The following is an 18303-nucleotide window of genomic DNA, read 5'->3' as shown; positions in this document are numbered from 1 at the left end:
CACCGTAGAGGCCGCCACTGACAATGGCCGTGACCTGCTGCTTCGTCCGCTGCCTCAGTTCCTGAGGCCGTTCAGCTCCCGCTCGGCGGTCCGCTCGACCCGGCGGCGCACCCCGAACCAGCCGCCGATCAGCAGTACGGCGATCAGCGGGATGAGGAACAGGGTCCGGCGGCCGACCTCGGGGTCGTTCCACATCATGCCGAGGCAGGCCAGCAGGAACGCGATCGTGGTGATCTCGGTGACCGGGCTGAACGGCAGGCGGAAGTGCGGCCGGGTGACCTCGCCCGCCCGGGCGCGCCGGACGAAGACCAGGTGGCAGACCATGATGATCACCCAGGTGCTGATGATGCCGAGGGAGGCGACGTTCAGCACGATCTCGAAGGCCTGGCTCGGCACGAGGTAGTTCAGGACGACACCGGCCACGCACACCGCGCAGGTGAGCAGGATGCCGCCGTAGGGGACCTGGCTGCGGTTCATGCGGGCGGTGAACTTCGGCGCCGAGCCGGCCATCGCCATGGAGCGCAGGATGCGGCCGGTGGAGTACAGGCCGGAGTTCAGCGACGACATGGCGGCGGTGAGCACGACCAGGTTCATCACGTCACCCGCGCCGGAGACGCCGATCTTCGACAGGACCGTCACGAAGGGGCTCTGGTCGGCGGAGTACACCGAGCCGGGCAGCAGCAGGGCCAGCAGGACGACCGAGCCGACGTAGAACAGGCCCACCCGCCACATGATCGAGTTCACCGCGCGCGGGACGATCTTCTCCGGCTCTGCGGTCTCGCCCGCGGCGACGCCCACCAGCTCCAGGGCGGCGTAGGCGAAGATCACGCCCTGCATGACCAGGACGACCGGCATCATGCCGTGCGGGAGGATGCCGCCGTTGTCCGTGATCACGCTCATGCCGGGGGCATGACCGTCCACGTGGTGCTGGGTGGCCAGCAGAAAGATGCCGATCAGCATGAAGGCGACGAGGGTGGCGACCTTGATGATCGCGAACCAGAACTCCATCTCGCCGAAGATCTTCACGGAGATCAGGTTCACGGCGAGGACCACCGCGAGGGCGACCAGGGCGAGCACCCACTGCGGAATCGGGGTGAACAGGCTCCAGTAGTGCGTGTACAGCGCGATCGCGGTGATGTCGGCGATGCCGGTGGTCGACCAGTTCAGGAAGTACATCCAGCCGGCGACGTAGGCGCCCTTCTCGCCGAGGAACTCGCGCGCGTACGACACGAAGGAGCCGGAGGAGGGCCGGTAGAGCACCAGCTCGCCCAGGGCCCGCACGACGAAGAACGCGAAGACGCCGCAGACCAGGTAGGCCAGGGCGAGCGCCGGGCCCGCGGTGTGCAGACGGCCGCCGGCGCCCAGGAAGAGCCCGGTGCCGATGGCGCCGCCGATGGCGATCATGTTGACGTGGCGGTGCTTGAGGCCCTTGCTGTAGCCGGCGTCGCCCGCGTCCGCGGGTGTACTGGTCGCCCGGGGGTGGTCGGCGACCTGTGCCGAGTGCACGGCGTCCTTGCTCACGGGTGGTTCCACTTTCTGGTGCCCCCGGGATCTTGTGACCCGGGGTGTCCGAACGTGTCTCGGCCCGCACCACCCTTGTGTCGCGGCACAGACCAAGCAGGCAGCTTCCCCGGGACAGCCGCGGCCATGCGATGGTCCACATCACACCGCGGCCCTTCTCACATGGTCATCACATGTTTCGCAGTACTGGTGGGACAGCGATACTGCTGCACATGACGACCGATGCCGAGACCGACGCCGGCGACGGTGCCGGGCAGCCGACCCTCACCGTCGACGAACTGGCCGCCCGCGCGGGCGTCACGGTCCGCACGGTCCGTTTCTACGCCGCAAGGGGCCTGCTGCCGCCGCCGGTGATCGGTCCGCGCCGGGTGGGCCACTACGGGCCCGGGCACGTGGCCCGGCTGGCCCTCATCGAGGAGCTGCAGCAGCAGGGCATGACGCTGGCCGCGATCGAGCGGTACCTGCGGCAGCTGCCGCCGGATCTCACCCCGCACGACCTGGCCATCCACCGGGCGGTGGTCGCGTCCTGGGCGCCGGACACCGAGGAGACGGTGTCCCGGCGGGAGCTCCAGCGGCGCGCGGGACGGCCGCTGACCGAGGAGGACGTGGCCCGGCTGGCGGCGATGGGCGTCGTCACGGCCGCCGACGGGGAAACGTTTCGGGTCGACTGCGGGCTGCTGCGGCTCGGCGTCCGGCTGCTCGACGTACCGCTGTCCCAGGACGCGATCCTCGCGGCGCGCACGGTGCTCGTCGAGCACTCGCGCGCCGCGGCCCGCGAGCTCTCCCAGCTCTTCCGCGGCGAGGTGGCGGAACGTGACACGCAGGACGTGAAGTCCCTGTCGGCGCACATGCACCCCTTGGTGGTGCAGGCGCTGCTGACGACGTTCCAGCGGTCGCTGAGGGAAGAGCTGGGCGAGTGGCTCACGAAGGATTCACGAGCGCGCTGAGTCGGCGAACCGCTCCCCCTTCTCCGCTTTCTCCACCAGCAGCGCGGGCGGGTCGAAGCGCTCGCCGTAGCGCGCGGCGAGCTCCCGCGCGCGGGCCACGAATCCGGGCAGGCCGCCTTCGTAGCCGTTGATGTACTGGAGCACGCCACCGGTCCAGCCGGGGAAGCCGATGCCGAGGATGGAGCCGATGTTGGCGTCGGCGACCGAGGTCAGGACGCCCTCCTCCAGAAGGCGGACGGTGTCCAGCGCCTCGGAGAAGAGCATGCGCTCCTGCATGTCCGCGAAGGGGATCTCGGCGCCCGCGCGCGTGAAGCGCTCGCGCAGGCCCGGCCACAGCCCGGCCCGCTTGCCGTCCTCGGCATACTCGTAGAAGCCCGCGCCGCCGCTGCGGCCGGTGCGGCCGAACTCGTCGACCATGCGGTCGATGACCGCCTCGGCGGGGTGCGCGGTCCAGGTGCCGCCCGCCTCCTCCACCGCCCGCCTCGACTCGGTCCGGATCTTCCGCGGGAGGGTGAGCGTCAGCTCGTCCATCAGGGACAGCACCTTCGCCGGGTAGCCGGCCTGTGCGGCGGCCTGCTCCACGGAGGCCGGCTCGATGCCCTCGCCGACCATCGCGACGCCCTCGTTGATGAAGTGGCCGATCACCCGCGAGGTGAAGAAGCCGCGCGAGTCGTTGACGACGATCGGCGTCTTGCCGATCTGCCGGACCAGGTCGAAGGCGCGCGCGACGGCCTCGTCGCCGGTCCGCTCGCCCTTGATGATCTCCACCAGCGGCATCTTGTCGACGGGTGAGAAGAAGTGCAGGCCGATGAAGTCGCCCTGGCGTTCGACGCCCTCGGCGAGCGTGGTGATGGGCAGGGTGGAGGTGTTGGAGCACAGCAGCGCGTCCGGGGCGACGACGTGCTCGATCTCCTGGAACACCTTGTGCTTGAGCGCCGGGTCCTCGAAGACGGCCTCGATCACCGCGTCGCAGCCGGCCAGGTCCTGCGCGTCGGCGGTCGGCGTGATGCGGGCCAGCAGCGCGTCCGCCTTCTCCTGGGTCGTACGGCCCTTCGCGACGGCCTTGGCGCACAGCTTCTCGGAGTAGCCCTTGCCCTTGACGGCCGCCTCCAGGGACACGTCCTTGAGGACGACGTCGATGCCGGCGCGGGCGCAGGAGTAGGCGATGCCCGCGCCCATCATCCCGGCGCCGAGGACGGCCGCCCTGCGGACCTTGCGGGGCTCGACGCCCTTCGGGCGGTTGGCGCCGGAGTTGACGGCCTGGAGGTCGAAGAAGAACGCCTGGATCATGTTCTTCGAGGTCTGGCCCGCGGCCAGTTCGACGAAGTAGCGGGCCTCGATCACCTGCGCGGTCTCGAAGTCGACCTGAGCGCCCTCGACGGCGGCGGCGAGGATGTTGCGGGGGGCCGGGTAGGGGGCACCGTTGGTCTGCTTGCGCAGGGTGGCGGGGAAGGCGGGGAGGTTCGCCGCGAACTTCGGGTTGGCGGGCGTACCGCCGGGGATCCGGTAGCCCGGCCTGTCCCAGGGCTGCTGGGACTCGGGGTTGGCGTCGATGAAGGCGCGGGCCTTGGCGAGGAGTTCCTCGGGGGTGGCGGCCACCTCGTGGATGAGGCCGTTCTGCAGGGCGCGCTGCGGGGTGTACTGGGTGCCCTGGAGGAGGACCTTCAGCAGGGCGTCGGCGATGCCGAGCAGCCGGACGGTGCGGACCACGCCGCCGCCCCCGGGGAGCAGGCCGAGGGTGACCTCGGGGCAGCCGATCTTGGAGCCGGGCGCGTCCAGGGCGACGCGGTGGTGGCAGGCCAGGGCGATCTCGTAACCGCCGCCCAGGGCCGCGCCGTTGATCGCGGCGACGACCGGCTTGCCGAGGGTCTCGATGCGGCGCAGGTTCCGCTTGATGGCGAGGCCGCCGTCGAGCAGTTCCTGTGCGGTCTCGGGGGTGACCCGGATCAGGTCGCGCAGGTCGCCACCCGCGAAGAAAGTCTTCTTGGCGGAGGTGAAGACGATGCCGCGGATGTTCTCCCGCTCCGCCTCCAGGCGGTCGGTGATCGCGGCGAGGGAGTCGCGGAACGCCTGGTTCATGGTGTTCGCGGACTGGTCGGGGTCGTCGAGGACGAGGGTGACGACACCGGTGTCGTCCTGTTCCCAGCGGATGGTGGTGCTCTCGGTCATGACAGTCGTCTCCGTTGAAGTGTCGTGATTCCGCGGGGAGTTCAGATGCGCTCGACGATGGTGGCGATGCCCATGCCACCGCCCACGCACAGCGTGGCGAGACCGTACCGCTTGTCCTGGCGCTCCAGTTCGTCCACGAGGGTGCCGAGGATCATCGCGCCGGTCGCGCCGAGCGGGTGGCCGAGCGCGATGGCGCCGCCGTTGACGTTGACCTTGTCCAGGGACAGGCCCATGTCCTTGACGAAGCGCAGCACGACCGCCGCGAACGCCTCGTTGATCTCGACCAGGTCGATGTCGTCGATGGTGAGGCCGGCCTTGGCGAGGGCCTTGCGGGTGGCGGGGGCGGGTCCGGTGAGCATGATGGTCGGTTCGGAACCGGAGACGGCGGCGGAGACGATCCGCGCGCGCGGGGTGAGGCCGTGGCGCTCGCCGACCTCCTTGGTGCCGATCGCGACCAGCGAGGCGCCGTCGACGATGCCGGAGGAGTTGCCCGCGTGGTGGACGTGGTCGATCTTCTCCACCCAGTGGTACTTCTGCAGCGCGACCGCGTCGAAGCCGCCCAGCTCGCCGATGTCGGCGAACGACGGCTTGAGCCCCGCCAGGGAGTCGGCGGTGGTGCCCGGCCGCGGGTGCTCGTCGTGGTCGAGGACGACCAGGCCGCTGCGGTCCCTGACCGGGACCACCGAGCGGTCGAAGCGGCCCTCCTTCCAGGCGGTGGCGGCACGCTCCTGCGACAGGGCCGCGTATTCGTCGACGTCCCGGCGGGTGAAGCCCTCGATGGTGGCGATGAGGTCGGCGCCGATGCCCTGCGGCACGAAGTTGACGGCGAGGTTGGTCATCGGGTCGTTGAACCAGGCGCCTCCGTCGGAGGCCATCGGCACCCGGGACATCGACTCCACGCCGCCGGCGAGCACGAGGTCCTCGAAGCCCGAACGGACCTTGGCGGCGGCCATGTTCACCGCCTCCAGACCGGAGGCGCAGAAGCGGTTCTCCTGCACGCCCGCGACCGTGTCCGGCAGTCCGGCGGCGATCGCGGCGATCCGCGCGATGTCGGAGCCCTGGTCGCCGACGGGGCCGACGACACCGAGGACGATGTCGTCGATCGCGGCCGGGTCGAGGCCCGGGAAGCGGTCGCGGAGCTCGTGGATGAGACCGACGACCAGGTCGATGGGCTTGGTGCCGTGCAGGGCGCCGTTCGCCTTGCCGCGGCCGCGCGGGGTGCGGATCGCGTCGTACACGTACGCTTCGGTGCTCACTGGGGTGCCTTTCGCGGGAGGTGGGCCGGTCGGTGGCGGGATCAGTCGCCGTCCCGGGCGAGATCGTCGTGGTGGGCGAGCGCGGGTATGTCCCAGTCCCGGGCCACGGCCGCCGTGTCGGCGCCGGGCCGGGCGGGGCCGGTGCGGACGGTCGTCGGAGTGGCGGAGAAGCGGGGCGCGGGCGCGGGCTGGGTGATGCCGCCGTGCTCGGTGAAGGTGCCCCGGGCGGCGAGGTGCGGGTGGTGCGGGGCCTCGCGCAGGGACAGCGCGGGCGCCACGCAGGCGTCGGTGCCCTCGAAGAGGGCCGTCCATTCGTCCCGGGTACGGGACTTGAAGCGGGCGGCGATCCTCTCGCGCAGCTCGCCCCAGCGTGTCCAGTCCTTGCGGGCACCCGCCAGGTCGTCCAGGCCGCCGAGCAGCCGGAGGAACTCGGCGTAGAACTGTGGCTCCAGGGCGCCGACGGCCATGTACCCGCCGTCGGCGGTCTCGTAGGTGCCGTAGTACGGGCAGCCGCCGTCCAGCAGGTTGGCGCGGCGCCGGTCCTGCCAGCCGCCGGCGGCCAGCATGCCGTGGATCATCGCGGAGAGGTGGGCGGTGCCGTCGACGATGGCCGCGTCGACGACCTGGCCGGTTCCGGTCGCGCGCGCGTGGGTCAGTGCGGCGAGGACGCCGACGACGAGATAGAGCGAGCCGCCCGCGTAGTCGCCGAGGAGGTTGGCGGGGACGGCGGGGGGTCCGTCCGGGTCGCCGATCATGCCGAGGACGCCGGTCGGGGCGAGGTAGGCGATGTCGTGGCCGGCGCGGTCGGCGAGGGGGCCCTGCTGGCCCCAGCCGGTCATCCGGCCGTAGACCAGCGCGGGGTTGCGGGCGCGGCAGGCGTCGGGGCCGACGCCGAGGCGCTCGGCGACGCCGGGGCGGTAGCCCTCGACGAGGATGTCGGCCCGTTCGGCCAGGTCGAGGACGCGGGCGGGCCCGCCGTCGGACTTCAGGTCGACCAGCACGGAGCGCTTGTTGCGGTTGGTCACGTCGTACGCGGGGTCGATGCCGAGCGGGGCGCCGCCCGGCCGGTCCACCCGGACGACGTCGGCGCCCAGGTCGGCGAGGAGCATGGCCGCGAACGGGCCGGGCCCGATGCCGGCCAGCTCGACCACGCGCACACCCGTGAGCGGGCCGTGTCCCGCCGTCCCTGCCGTGGTCATCTCCGCACCCCCAGTCACTGTGACACAACCGCTGTAACACTGCTGATGCTAAGAACACGTTCCATCGGACACAAGGGCTGGACAAGCAAGCGCTTAGCCAAGTTACCCTGCGGACTCGGTGCCCGGCGCGGCCGGCGTGGGCCTGGCCGCCGGGCTCCGCATTCCTCACGCTAGCCTCAGCCACCGACAACGGCGCGGAGTGCACGACCGAAGGGTGTCATGAGCAGGCTGAACAGGACGGATCGTCCCTACGACATCGTGCTCTTCGGGGCCACCGGCTTCGTCGGCGGGCTCACCGCGGAGTATCTCGCCGCGCACGCTCCCGAGGACCTGCGCTGGGCGATCGCCGGCCGCAGCGAGCGCCGGCTGGCCGAGCTGCGGGAGCGGCTGCCGGGGGGCGCGGACGTGGGTGTCCTCCAGGCCGATGTGACCGATCCGGACGCGTTGCGCCGACTGGCCGAGCACGCGCGCGTGGTGGCCTCGACGGTGGGCCCCTACCTCCGGTACGGCGAGCCGCTGGTCGCCGCGTGCGCGGACACGGGGGCCGACTATCTTGACCTGACGGGCGAGCCGGAGTTCGTGGACCTGATGTACGTCCGCCATGACTCCCGCGCGCGGGAGACGGGTGCCCGGCTGGTGCACGCCTGCGGCTTCGACTCCGTGCCGCACGACCTGGGCGCCTTCTTCACCGTCCGTCAGCTGCCTCAGGGCGTGCCGCTGACCGTGGACGGCTACGTGAGCGCCGACGCGTCCTTCTCCGGCGGCACCTTCGCCTCGGCGCTGAACCAGTTCGCGCGCGGGCGGCAGATGCTGGCCGCCGCCCGGGAGCGCGGCCGGCACGAGCCGCGGCTGATCGAGCGCCGGGCGTCCGCGCCGACGGGTGTGCCGCGGTTCGCCAGGGACGTCGGCGCCTGGGCGCTGCCGCTGCCGACCATCGACCCGCAGATCGTGCGCCGGTCGGCGAAGGCCCTGGACCGGTACGGGCCCGACTTCCGCTACCGGCACTACGCGGCCGTGAAGCGGCTGCCCGTCGCGCTGGGCGGGGTGGCGGCCGTGGGCGCGCTGGCCGCGGCCGCGCAGCTCCCGCCCGCCCGGCGCTGGCTGTCCGGCCGGCTCAGGCCCGGGGACGGGCCGAGCGCCCAGAAGCGCGCGAAGAGCTGGTTCTCGGTCCGGTTCGTCGGCGAGGGCGGCGGCCGGCGCGTGTTCACGGAGGTGGCGGGCGGAGACCCGGGCTACGACGAGACGGCCAAGATGTTCGCCGAAGCGGCCCTGTCCCTGGTCTTCGACGACCTGCCGCCCACGGCCGGCCAGGTCACGACGGCGGTGGCGATGGGCGACGCGCTGACGCGGCGGCTCAGCGGGGCGGGCATCACCTTCCGGGTGGCGGCGTCCTTCTAGCCGGTCAGGCGGACCATACAAGCACCGTGTACAGCATGCCGCCTATCCACCCGATCCCCGCCAGCACGGCGAGGACCAGAGCGGCCGTCACGGCGCGTTCGACGGGCCGGCCGGGGTCGGACAAGGGCTGCGGGGAGCGGTGTGTCGTCATGGGGCCCAGCCTGCCGCCGGGCCCCGGGCGCCACATCCGTACACGTACTCAGACGGCGTACGCACGCCCTGAGTACGCCGTGAAGCCCGAGGACGGCGAGCCTTCGTCAGTCGCCTCCCCCGGTCGCCTCCCGCAGCGCGCGCCGGCACAGCGTGTCCGCCCTGCGTGTGCTCTCGGGGATCCGGTAGGCCGGGGTGAGGGCCAGCGTGTGCGCGCACGCGTTGTCGAGGTTCACCCGGTGGCCCACGGAGACGAACACCGGCTTGACGGCGTCCCGGGTGCGCAGGGCTCGGCCGACCTCCTCGGTGCCCGACAGGAGCGGGGAGCCGCTGCCGCGCGCGGGGGCCGGGTCGGCGTAGCTGAAGGTGAAGGGGTTCTTGGCGACGCCGATCGTGGGCAGGCCGGTGAGCACGCCCAGGTGGCTGGCGAGGCCGAAGCGGCGCGGGTGGGCGAGGCCGTAGCCGTCGCAGACGACCAGGCCGGGTGGGCAGGGCAGCGCGTCGAGGGCGGCCAGGACGGTGGGGAGCTCCCGGAAGGCGAGCAGGCCCGGCACGTACGGGAAGGAGACGCGGCCGACCGCCGTCGCCTCGGCGACCACCTCCAGGGTGGCCGCGTCGAGGACGACCGCCGCCGCCGCGACGACGTCCCGTTCGTCGTCGTAGGCCACGTCGACGCCCGTCACGCGGCCGGAGCCGGTCAGCGGCCCGGGCTCGTCCAGGACCACCCGCGCGCGCAACTCGTCCTGGACGGCGCGGGCCTGCTCCTCGGTGGCGGGCCAGCCCGCGGGGATCCGTACGGTCGTCATGATGCGGACGAGCGTACGACTCCATCCGCGGTGGGCGCCGCACCAGGGGGTACGCTCGCGATCATGTTCGTACTGGAGCTGACCTACGCCGCGCCCCTCGACGCCGTGGACGCCCTGCTGCCCGACCACGTGGCGTGGCTGGAGGAGCAGTACGAGAAGGGCTTCTTCCTGGCTTCGGGGCGCAAGAACCCCCGCGACGGCGGGGTGATCCTGGCCGTCGCGGGGGACCGCGCCCGCATCGAGGAGATCGTCGCGGGCGATCCGTTCGCCGTCGCCGGTGTGTGCGCGTACCGCGTCACGGAGTTCATCGCCACGAAGACGGCTCCGGAGCTGGCACGCCACCGGCAGACTCTCGGCTGAGCGGCGCGGCTCATCCCTTCCTGGCGTCCAGCGCGCGCTGCAGCTCGCCCTTGTTCATGTGCGAACGGCCCTCGATGCCGCGCTGCTTGGCCTCGTTGTACAGCTGGTCGCGGGTCGGGCCCTGGGGGCCGGACCGGCTCCCCGACCGCTGGCCGCCGCGCTCGCCGGACGACTTGTCCTGCGTCGAGCTGCGGCTGGCGGACCTGGACTCGCCGGAGCGGGCGCGTTCCTTGTTCACCGTCCGCGAGGCGATCTCCTTGGCACGTCCCTCACTCTCGCCCCGGTCCTGCGCGCTCTTCTTGATGTGCTCGTACTGACGCTCGCGCTTGGGGCTGGAACCGGCTGGCATGATCGCTCCTTTCCTTCCCGGTGGGGCGCCTTTTCGGCGGAGGACGAGTACCCGGGTCGCGGCGACTCAGCTCACCGTTCCAGCCGGGCCACCCTTCCCTGCTCCCCCGCCGCCCAGCAACTCAGGTCCGGGGTGCAGTCGACGGTGTCGTAGGAACCGGTGTCGAGCGTCTTCCAGGTGCGTCCGCCGTCCGTGGTGACATCGGTGCCGGTGGGGCCGACGGCGAGGGCGGCGGTGCGGCTGTGCGGGAGCCAGGCGGCGCCGGAGCGGTAGGCGGGCGGGGGTGTGGCCGCCGGCTGCCAGGTGCGGCCGCCGTCCCGGGTGACCGCGGCCGCCCGCGGGGAGGACTGGTCGGCGCGGTAGTCGCCGCCGACCGCGAGGCCGTGGGTACGGTCACGGAAGGCGAGTGCGAACACGCCGCGGGCCGGGTCGCCCGCCGGGACCGGGGTGTCGGCGGCCGTCCAGGTCAGGCCGCGGTCGGCGGAGTGCAGCACACGCGCGCGTGCCCCTCCGCCGGTGGCCAGCCAGACGTCCTTCGGCCCGGAGGCGACCAGGCACTGGCCGCTGGCCGCGAAGCCCGCCTCGCCGTCCTGTGCGGCCGGCATGCCGTCGGAGGGCAGTACCCGCCAGCTGCGTCCGCCGTCGGCGGTGGACAGTATGCGGAACCTGCCGTCCACCGGATCGCTCATCGCCACGCCGTGGCGGCGGTCGAAGAAGGCCATGCAGTCGTAGAACGCCTTCTGGTCGGTGTTGCGGAAGGACTCGGTCCAGGTCGCCCCGCCGTCGTCGGTGCGGTAGACGCGGGACGCCTCGCCCTCGCCGATGGCCAGCACCACCGCGCGCCGCGCGTCGAACGCCGCCACGTCCCGGAACTGGAGGTCCGCTGCGCCGGGCGGCGATACGTTCCGCCAGCTCGCCCCGCCGTCGGTGGTGCGCAGCACCGTGCCGCCGGTCCCGGCCAGCCAGGCGGTGTCCCGGTTCACGGCCGCGAGCCCGCGGAAGCGCGCCTGCGGCGCCCCGCTGTCCTTGAGCGCCCAGTGCGGCACCCGGTGCTCCGGCGGGTGCGCCTGGGCCGGTACGACGGTCAGCGCGGCCAGCGCCACCCCGCACACCCCCGCCGCCACCGCCCCCGCCGGCCGTCGATGCCTGCGTCCCGTCAGTCCCGCGTTCCCCGAGCGCCTCATGGCGGGCGAAGCTAGCCCACCGGCCGGGCGCCGTCCAGACGGCCTCGGTTCGGTACGCGCGTGCATGAACGCGGTGACAGAGGTCACTAGCGATACGTGTGCACGGAGTGGCTCGTTCCGTCGTCTCTTCCAGTGCCCGGTCTCACACCCCGGAAGTCCGTCCAGCCGTCACGAGGGAGCAAGGCGTTGTCCACCGTCATCGAGCAGCCCGTAGAGGCCCGCCTCGTCGCCGCCGCACCACGCATGCCGAGCATTCCCGCCACGCTGCGCTACGACCGGCGCGACCCGTTCGCCGTCCGCATGACCTTCCCCGCCCCGGCCACCCTGGAGGGCGTCGAGGTCTGCTGGACCTTCGCCCGTGAGCTGCTGACGGCCGGTCTGCAGTCCCCGCAGGGCCACGGCGACGTGCGGGTGCGGCCGTACGGGTACGACCGCACCGTGCTGGAGTTCCACGCCCCCGAGGGCACCGCCGTCGTGCATGTGCGCACCGGCGAGATCCGCCGCTTCCTCCAGGCGACCAACGACCTGGTGGCCTCCGGCCGGGAGCACCTCCAGCTCGACCTCGACCACGACCTGGCGGAGCTGATGCGCGACGCCTGCTGACGCTCCCGCGCGAGCGGCACGCCACGCCCGCTAACGCTCCCGCGCGAGCAGCGCGTTGAGCTCGCCGTAGTCGAGCCCCCCGGCCAGCGCCTCACAGGTCCCCGCGCCCAGCAGCTCCCGCGCGGCACGACGGGCCACGGCGTACGCCGCCTGTGCCACCGCCGAACCGGCGCTCACCCGGGCGACGCCGAGCGCGGCCAGCTCGGCGACCGGCGGCGCGCCCGGGCCCACGAGCACGTTGAGCGGCCCGTCGACGCCCTCGACGAGTGCCTTGACCGTCCCCGGTTCGACGGCCCCGGGGACGAATATCCCGTCGGCACCCGCGGCGCGGAAGGCGGCGGCCCGCTCCAGGGTGGCGTCCATGTCTCCGGAGTCACCGCCGCCCCGCAGGAAGGTGTCGATGCGGGCGTTGACGAACAACGGCACCCCCTCCGCGTCCGCGGCCTCCCGGGCGGCCGCGATCCTCTCGGCCTGCTCCGCGACCTCCCGCAGCGGGGCCCGCCCCTCCTCGTACAGCGCGTCCTCGATGTTGACGCCGACCGCGCCCGCCGCGAGCACCGCCCGGACGGTGTCGGCGACGCCCTCGGGGTCGTCGGCGTATCCGGTCTCGATGTCGGCGCTGACCGGGACCCGCACGGTCTCGGCGACCCGCGCGACGGCCTGGAGCGCACGGTCCCGGTCCAGCCGGTCGCCGTCGGCGGCCCCCAGGGCCCAGGAGAGCCCGGCGCTGGTGGTGGCGACCGCGGCGGCACCCGCGTCCTCGGCGAGCCGGGCGCTCATGGCGTCCCAGGCGTTCGGCAGGACCAGCGGTCGTCCCGGGACGTGCAGGGAGCGGAAGGCCAGGGCACGGTCGCGCAGGGAGATCTGATGCGTCATGGGCATCACTCAACCAGCCGCGGCGGGGCGGGGGCTGGCAGGAATCCGACATGGACGCGGGCCCCGTAAATCGCGTTGACGGCGCACATCCGCCCTCCTACGGTGGACATCGCTTCTGTTGCCGTCGATCGGAGAAGGACGTTGCTCGTCTGAGGTCCTGAGACACCGCGCCCCACGCGAAGTGGGTGTGCGCGCGTGCGACCTCGGCGTCCGAGCCGTCCTCCGGTACAGGGCTGAGCCCCTCCCCCGGCCACACGGTTGCCGCCCCGCGGTGTCTCGACACGCGTTGCCCTGACCGCATCAAGCAACCGCGAGGCCTGCATGTCTTCTTCCCTCACCTGTACCTCCCTGTCCTTCGCCTGGCCCGACGGCACTCCCGTCTTCGACGGCCTCGACGTCGCCTTCGGCTCCGGCCGCACCGGACTCGTCGGCGTCAACGGATCGGGGAAGACCACACTGTTGAAGCTCGTCGCCGGTGAACTCACCCCGACGGACGGCGCCGTCCGGACGGCGGGCGAGGTCGGCTACCTGCCGCAGAACGTCACCCTGGACACCGCGCTCCGCGTCGACGAGGCGCTCGGCATCGCCGCGAAGCGGGCCGCGCTGCACGCCATCGAGGCGGGCGACGCGGCCGAGGAGCACTTCGACACCCTCGGCGACGACTGGGACGTCGAGGAGCGCGCCCTGGCGACCCTCGGCGAGCTCGGCCTCGGCCACCTCGGCCTGGACCGCGGCGTCGGCGAGGTCTCCGGCGGCGAGTCGGTACTGCTGCGCCTGGCCGCGCTGCTGCTCGGCCGCCCGGAGGTACTGCTGCTGGACGAGCCCACCAACAACCTCGACCTGTACGCCCGCAGGCGGCTGTACGCGGCCGTCGCGTCCTGGCCGGGCGTGCTGCTCGTGGTCAGCCACGACCGGGAACTCCTCGACCTGGTCGACCAGATCGCCGATCTGCGCGCCGGGGAGATCACCTGGTACGGCGGGAACTTCTCCGCGTACGAGGATGCCCTCGCCGTCGAACAGGAGGCCGCCGAACGCATGGTCCGCGTGGCCGAGGCCGACCTGCGCAAGCAGAAGCGGGAACTGTCCGACGCCCAGATGAAGCTGGCCCGCCGCAAGCGGTACGGGCAGAAGATGTGGGACAGCAAACGCGAACCGAAGATCGTCATGGGGGCGCGCAAGCGCGCGGCGCAGGTGTCCGCGGGCAAGCACCGCATCATGCACGAGGAGAAGCTCGCCGAGGCCAGGGAACGGCTGGACGACGCGGTGGAGGCCGTACGGGACGACGACGAGATCCGGGTCGACCTGCCGTACACGGCCGTGCCGCCCGGCCGCGACGTCCTCACCCTGCGGGACCTGGAGACGGTGTACGGGGCGCGCGTCAAGGGCGGCTTCGAGCTGCGCGGCCCCGAGCGAGTGGCCCTCGTGGGGCGCAACGGCGCGGGCAAGACGACCCTGCTGCGCACCATCGCCGGTGAGCTGGAGCCGGTGACGGGCGAGGCGCGGACGCACGTCCCGCTGCGGTTCCTGCCGCAGCGGCTGGACGTCCTGGACGGCGGGCTGACCGTCGCGGAGAACGTGGCCCGGTTCGCACCGGGCGCCACCAACAACCGGATCCGGGCCCGCCTGGCGCGCTTCCTGTTCCGGGGTGCCCGCGCCGACCAGAAGGCGGACACGCTCTCCGGCGGCGAACGCTTCCGGGCGGCCCTGGCGGCGCTGATGCTCGCCGAGCCCGCACCGCAGCTGCTCCTGCTCGACGAGCCGACGAACAACCTCGACATGGCGAGCGTGCGCCAGTTGACGACGGCCCTGGAGTCGTACGAGGGCGCGCTGGTCGTGGCCAGTCACGACCTTCCGTTCCTGAAGTCGCTCGGCATCACACGCTGGCTGCTGCTGGAAGGAGGGGAACTGCGGGAAGCCACCCAGGAGGAGCTCACGGATCCCGCGTAGCCCGCGCGCGTGGAGCGTCTCAGGAGGGGCACAGCCTGACAACGAGGGTTTTGTCCTAGCGGACCCGCCCTGCATGATGACGAACCGGCGCCGCAGACAACGGCGCCGGACCGCCCGCCGATACGGAGACCCCCAGTGCCCAGCAAGAAGGCCCTCGTCCGCCGCCCCAGCCCGCGCCTCGCCGAAGGCCTGGTGACGCACATCGAGCGGGAGAAGGTCGACGTGGACCTGGCCGTCGAGCAGTGGGAGGCCTACGTCGAGGCGCTGCGCGCGCACGGCTGGGAGACCGTCGAGGTGGACCCGGCCGACGACTGCCCGGACTCGGTGTTCGTCGAGGACACCGTGGTGATGTACAAGAACGTGGCGTTGATCACCCGGCCCGGCGCCGAGTCGCGGCGCGAGGAGACGGCCGGGGTGGAGGAGGCGGTGGCCCGGCTCGGCTGCTCCGTGAACTGGATCTGGGAGCCGGGCACGCTCGACGGCGGCGACGTGCTCAAGGTCGGCGACACCGTCTACGTCGGCCGGGGCGGGCGCACCAACGCGGCCGGGGTCCAGCAACTGCGGGCCGCCTTCGAGCCGCTCGGCGCGCGCGTGGTCGCCGTCCCGGTGAACAAGGTGCTGCACCTGAAGTCGGCGGTCACCGCGCTGCCCGACGGGACGGTGCTCGGTCACATCCCGCACGTGGACCGGCCTTCGCTGTTCCCGGGCTTCCTGTCGGTGCCCGAGGAGGCCGGCGCCCATGTCGTGCTGCTCGGCGGCCACAAGCTGCTGATGGCGGCCAGTGCGCCGAAGACGGCCGAGCTGCTCACCGACCTCGGCCACCAGGTGGTCACCGTGGACATCGGCGAGTTCGAGAAACTCGAGGGCTGTGTGACTTGCCTCTCGGTGCGGCTGCGGGAGCTGTACGCCTGAACGGGTGATCCCGTCACCCCCGCGACCCCAGGACCTGCGTGTCCCGGGGCACTTCGGCATACCCCGATACGGCCGGGCAACGGGGCCTGATCAGCGATCTTTACGACGCGCTTAACCTACGGCTTCGTAACCTACGGATTCGTAGCCTACGATCACGTAGGTTCCGGTACCGCTCACCGGTCCCTCCCCGACCGAGTCGGTTTCCTCCCCCTTCAGTTCAGCCGTCCCCCTGGAGTTTCCATGACGATCGCTTCTCCTCACCTCGGCAGCCCGTCCGTGTGGACCGACGCGCGGCTGCTGTACGCGCTGGAGGAAGTGGTCGAGAAGGAACTGAACCGGCATCTGCAGGTGGCCAAGGACTGGATGCCGCACGAGTACGTGCCCTGGAGCGACGCGCGCAACTTCCCCGGCCTCTTCGACGACGGCGAGGCGTGGGACAAGGAGCAGTCCAAGGTCACGGAGATCGGCCGGATCGCCCTGGTGGTGAACCTGCTCACCGAGGACAACCTGCCCAGCTACCACCACGAGATCGCCTCGCTGTTCGGCCGGGACGGCGCCTGGGGCACCTGGGTGCACCGCTGGACCGCGGAGGAGGGCCGGCACGGCATCGTGATGCGCGACTACCTGCTCGCCTCGCGCGCGGTCGACCCGGACAAGCTGGAGCAGTTCCGCATGTCGCACATGAGCGAGGGCTTCGAGTCGGACAACCGACACTCGATGCTGCACTCGATCGCCTACGTCGCCTTCCAGGAGCTCGCCACCCGCATCTCGCACCGCAACACCGGACACCAGTCCGGCGACCCGGTCTGCGACCGCATGCTGGCCCGTATCGCGACGGACGAGAACCTCCACATGGTTTTCTACCGCAACCTGCTCAAGGCGGCCTTCGAACTCGCCCCCGACCTCACCATGCAGGCCGTACGGGACGTGGTGGTCGACTTCCGCATGCCCGGCCACGGCATCCCCGGCTTCGAGCGGGCGGCGGCGCAGATGGCCATCGGCGAGGTCTACAACCTGCGCATCCACCATGACGACGTGCTCCAGCCCGTGCTGCGCTTCCTGAAGATCCTGGAGATCGACGGGCTCGGCCCCGAGGGCCTGAAGGCGCAGGAGGAGCTCGGGCTGTTCATGGGCGGACTGGACGCCGAGGCCCTGAAGTTCGACGAGAAGCTCGCCGCCCGCAAGGCCCGGATGGCGGCCCGGGCCGGCGCCTGACCTCCCCTCCGACGGGCGCACCGGGCTCCGGTGCGCCTTGTCCGAGGTCTGTGGCGTCATCCCGTCACGCCGTCCTCCTGACCCGCGGGTCAGGAGGACGTACGCCTGAGTGCCAGTCGTTCCTTCTCCGACAGGCCGCCCCACACGCCGAAGCGCTCGTCGTTGCCGAGCGCGTACTCCAGGCACGCGGTGCGCATCTCGCACATGCCGCAGATGCGCTTCGCCTCGCGGACCGAACTGCCGGGCTCCGGGAAGAAGAAGTCCGCCCCGGTCTGTGCGCACAGCGCCTGCGCCTGCCAGGCGGTGTCGGCCGGGGTGATCGTTTCGATGTGCATGGCCAGGATCGTTCCGGACAGCGAAAAACGTTCGATCAACGCCGGGTCAACGAGCGCGCCAGGGCCTCCGGCCGCTCCGATCATGCTCCCCGCGCGGACGACGGCGCACGGCGGCGCGCGGAACAGGTCGGAGACGTTGAAGACGGGGAGAACAACGGGCGTCACCCAGGGTGAGCATGGGGGCGGTTCCGGCTGGCGGGAGTGTTCCGGCAGCGATTGTCAGTGGGCGGTGCCAGACTCGGCAGTGCAGACAACGGGACCCTTCCGAGGAGGGCGAACATGCTCACCACCCGTTTCGTCGACGGTGCCCCCAACTGGATCGACGTCGGCAGCCCCGACATCGACGGCGCCGTCTCCTTCTACGGCTCTCTCTTCGGCTGGCGGTTCCAGTCGGCGGGGCCCGAGGCCGGAGGCTACGGCTTCTTCCAGCTGGACGGCAGGACGGTCGCCGGCGGTACGCAGACCACACCCGAGCAGGGCCCGCCGTCCTGGACCGTGTACTTCCAGAGCTCCGACGCGCAGGCCACCGCCAAGGCCGTCGAGCAGGCGCACGGCACGGTCCTGTTCCAGCCGACGGACGTGATGGGACAGGGGCACATGGCGGTCCTCGCCGACAAGGCGGGCGTGCCGTTCGGCATCTGGCAGCCCGGGCAGACCAAGGGCGTGGACCTGGCGGGCGATCCGGGTTCGCTGTGCTGGGTCGAGCTGTACACGCCGGACGAGGCGGCGGCCGCCGCGTTCTACCACCAGGTGCTGGGCCTGGAGACCTCTGCCGCGTCCTTCCCCGGCGGCACGTACACCTGCGTCAACCCCGCCGGCGCCGGCGAGGACGCGATGTTCGGCGGCATCGTCCCGCTGGCCGCCGCCCCCGCTCAGGCGGAGGGCGGGCCGCACTGGCTGCCGTACTTCGAGGTCGAGGACGCCGACGCCGTGGTCGCCAGGGCGCGGGAACTCGGCGGCACGGTCCGCTCGCCCGCCACGGACATGGAGGGCGTCGGCCGGATGGCCAGGCTCGCCGACCCGTACGGCGCCCGCTTCGCGGTCATCCAGAGCGCGCCGCCGCAGGGCTGAGGCGC

Annotated in this window: 18 protein-coding genes; 8 read left to right on the top strand and 10 right to left on the bottom strand. The window is 72.1% G+C overall.

Features of this window, described 5'->3' with window-relative positions:
• Window positions 1-54: 54 nt before the first annotated feature.
• Window positions 55-1521, bottom strand: a complete 1467-nt coding sequence (locus ACH45E_RS27220; protein WP_361446612.1) for an amino acid permease — start codon at window positions 1519-1521, stop codon at window positions 55-57.
• A gap of 212 nt (window positions 1522-1733) precedes the next feature.
• On the opposite strand from ACH45E_RS27220, the gene ACH45E_RS27215 reads away from it, so the two are divergent.
• Window positions 1734-2468 carry a MerR family transcriptional regulator gene (locus ACH45E_RS27215; protein WP_361446611.1) on the top strand — a complete coding sequence of 245 codons (735 nt, stop codon included), beginning with the start codon at window positions 1734-1736 and terminating at the stop codon, window positions 2466-2468.
• On the opposite strand, the gene ACH45E_RS27210 is transcribed toward ACH45E_RS27215, so the two are convergent.
• From ACH45E_RS27210 to ACH45E_RS27200, 3 genes are read right to left on the bottom strand one after another with little or no spacing between them, the layout of a single operon-like run.
• Complete coding sequence (locus tag ACH45E_RS27210; protein ID WP_361446609.1) at window positions 2454-4637, bottom strand: 3-hydroxyacyl-CoA dehydrogenase NAD-binding domain-containing protein; 2184 nt, start codon at window positions 4635-4637, stop codon at window positions 2454-2456. The two genes, ACH45E_RS27215 and ACH45E_RS27210, sit on opposite strands and share 15 nt — an antisense overlap.
• Window positions 4638-4678: 41 nt before the next feature.
• Complete coding sequence (locus tag ACH45E_RS27205; protein WP_361446607.1) at window positions 4679-5893, bottom strand: acetyl-CoA C-acetyltransferase; 1215 nt, start codon at window positions 5891-5893, stop codon at window positions 4679-4681.
• Window positions 5894-5934: 41 nt separating this feature from the next.
• Window positions 5935-7092 carry a CaiB/BaiF CoA-transferase family protein gene (locus tag ACH45E_RS27200; protein WP_361446606.1) on the bottom strand — a complete coding sequence of 386 codons (1158 nt, stop codon included), beginning with the start codon at window positions 7090-7092 and terminating at the stop codon, window positions 5935-5937.
• A 219-nt stretch (window positions 7093-7311) separates the two neighbouring features.
• Here ACH45E_RS27200 and ACH45E_RS27195 point away from each other — a divergent pair, with 219 nt between their 5' ends.
• Window positions 7312-8490: a saccharopine dehydrogenase NADP-binding domain-containing protein gene (locus ACH45E_RS27195; RefSeq protein WP_361446604.1), complete on the top strand. Its 1179-nt coding sequence runs from the start codon at window positions 7312-7314 to the stop codon at window positions 8488-8490.
• Window positions 8491-8494: 4 nt separating this feature from the next.
• Here the strand turns inward: ACH45E_RS27195 and mmpA are convergent, their stop codons facing one another.
• Together mmpA and ACH45E_RS27185 are read right to left on the bottom strand one after the other, a co-directional pair.
• On the bottom strand, window positions 8495-8641 hold the full coding sequence (gene mmpA, locus ACH45E_RS27190) for a morphogenic membrane protein MmpA (protein WP_361446602.1): 147 nt from the start codon (window positions 8639-8641) through the stop codon (window positions 8495-8497).
• A gap of 106 nt (window positions 8642-8747) precedes the next feature.
• Entirely contained in the window at window positions 8748-9446 is a 699-nt protein-coding gene (locus ACH45E_RS27185) for an endonuclease V (protein WP_361446600.1), read from the bottom strand.
• A gap of 63 nt (window positions 9447-9509) precedes the next feature.
• Here ACH45E_RS27185 and ACH45E_RS27180 point away from each other — a divergent pair, with 63 nt between their 5' ends.
• Window positions 9510-9806, top strand: a complete 297-nt coding sequence (locus ACH45E_RS27180) for a YciI family protein (protein WP_361446598.1) — start codon at window positions 9510-9512, stop codon at window positions 9804-9806.
• Between the two features lie 10 nt (window positions 9807-9816).
• Here ACH45E_RS27180 and ACH45E_RS27175 read toward each other — a convergent pair whose 3' ends face one another.
• Both ACH45E_RS27175 and ACH45E_RS27170 read right to left on the bottom strand, forming a co-directional pair.
• Window positions 9817-10155, bottom strand: coding sequence for a plasmid stabilization protein (locus ACH45E_RS27175; RefSeq protein WP_361446596.1), 339 nt, complete (start codon window positions 10153-10155; stop codon window positions 9817-9819).
• Window positions 10156-10226: 71 nt separating this feature from the next.
• Window positions 10227-11339 carry an oxidoreductase gene (locus tag ACH45E_RS27170; protein ID WP_361446594.1) on the bottom strand — a complete coding sequence of 371 codons (1113 nt, stop codon included), beginning with the start codon at window positions 11337-11339 and terminating at the stop codon, window positions 10227-10229.
• 186 nt (window positions 11340-11525) lie between these two features.
• Here ACH45E_RS27170 and ACH45E_RS27165 point away from each other — a divergent pair, with 186 nt between their 5' ends.
• Window positions 11526-11942: an SsgA family sporulation/cell division regulator gene (locus tag ACH45E_RS27165; RefSeq protein ID WP_361446592.1), complete on the top strand. Its 417-nt coding sequence runs from the start codon at window positions 11526-11528 to the stop codon at window positions 11940-11942.
• A gap of 30 nt (window positions 11943-11972) precedes the next feature.
• On the opposite strand, the gene ACH45E_RS27160 is transcribed toward ACH45E_RS27165, so the two are convergent.
• Window positions 11973-12818 (bottom strand): isocitrate lyase/phosphoenolpyruvate mutase family protein, encoded by an 846-nt coding sequence (locus tag ACH45E_RS27160; protein ID WP_361446590.1) that lies wholly within the window; start codon window positions 12816-12818, stop codon window positions 11973-11975.
• 321 nt (window positions 12819-13139) lie between these two features.
• Here ACH45E_RS27160 and ACH45E_RS27155 point away from each other — a divergent pair, with 321 nt between their 5' ends.
• The 3 genes from ACH45E_RS27155 to ACH45E_RS27145 all read left to right on the top strand — a co-directional run bounded on the left by ACH45E_RS27155 (window position 13140) and on the right by ACH45E_RS27145 (window position 16892).
• Window positions 13140-14765: an ATP-binding cassette domain-containing protein gene (locus tag ACH45E_RS27155; RefSeq protein ID WP_361446588.1), complete on the top strand. Its 1626-nt coding sequence runs from the start codon at window positions 13140-13142 to the stop codon at window positions 14763-14765.
• Between the two features lie 135 nt (window positions 14766-14900).
• Window positions 14901-15677, top strand: coding sequence for a dimethylargininase (gene ddaH / locus ACH45E_RS27150; protein WP_361446586.1), 777 nt, complete (start codon window positions 14901-14903; stop codon window positions 15675-15677).
• Window positions 15678-15917: 240 nt separating this feature from the next.
• Entirely contained in the window at window positions 15918-16892 is a 975-nt protein-coding gene (locus ACH45E_RS27145) for an acyl-ACP desaturase (RefSeq protein WP_361446584.1), read from the top strand.
• An 89-nt stretch (window positions 16893-16981) separates the two neighbouring features.
• On the opposite strand, the gene ACH45E_RS27140 is transcribed toward ACH45E_RS27145, so the two are convergent.
• Window positions 16982-17227 (bottom strand): WhiB family transcriptional regulator, encoded by a 246-nt coding sequence (locus ACH45E_RS27140; RefSeq protein WP_361446932.1) that lies wholly within the window; start codon window positions 17225-17227, stop codon window positions 16982-16984.
• A 279-nt stretch (window positions 17228-17506) separates the two neighbouring features.
• Between ACH45E_RS27140 and ACH45E_RS27135 the strand changes: the two genes are divergently transcribed.
• Window positions 17507-18298 carry a VOC family protein gene (locus ACH45E_RS27135; protein WP_361446582.1) on the top strand — a complete coding sequence of 264 codons (792 nt, stop codon included), beginning with the start codon at window positions 17507-17509 and terminating at the stop codon, window positions 18296-18298.
• Window positions 18299-18303: the final 5 nt, after the last annotated feature.

It is taken from the genome of Streptomyces sp. NPDC020299 (genome assembly GCF_044387825.1).
Lineage (GTDB): Bacteria > Actinomycetota > Actinomycetes > Streptomycetales > Streptomycetaceae > Streptomyces.
The sequence above is the reverse complement of the archived record's forward strand: the minus strand, read 5'-3'. Positions and strand labels throughout refer to the sequence as shown.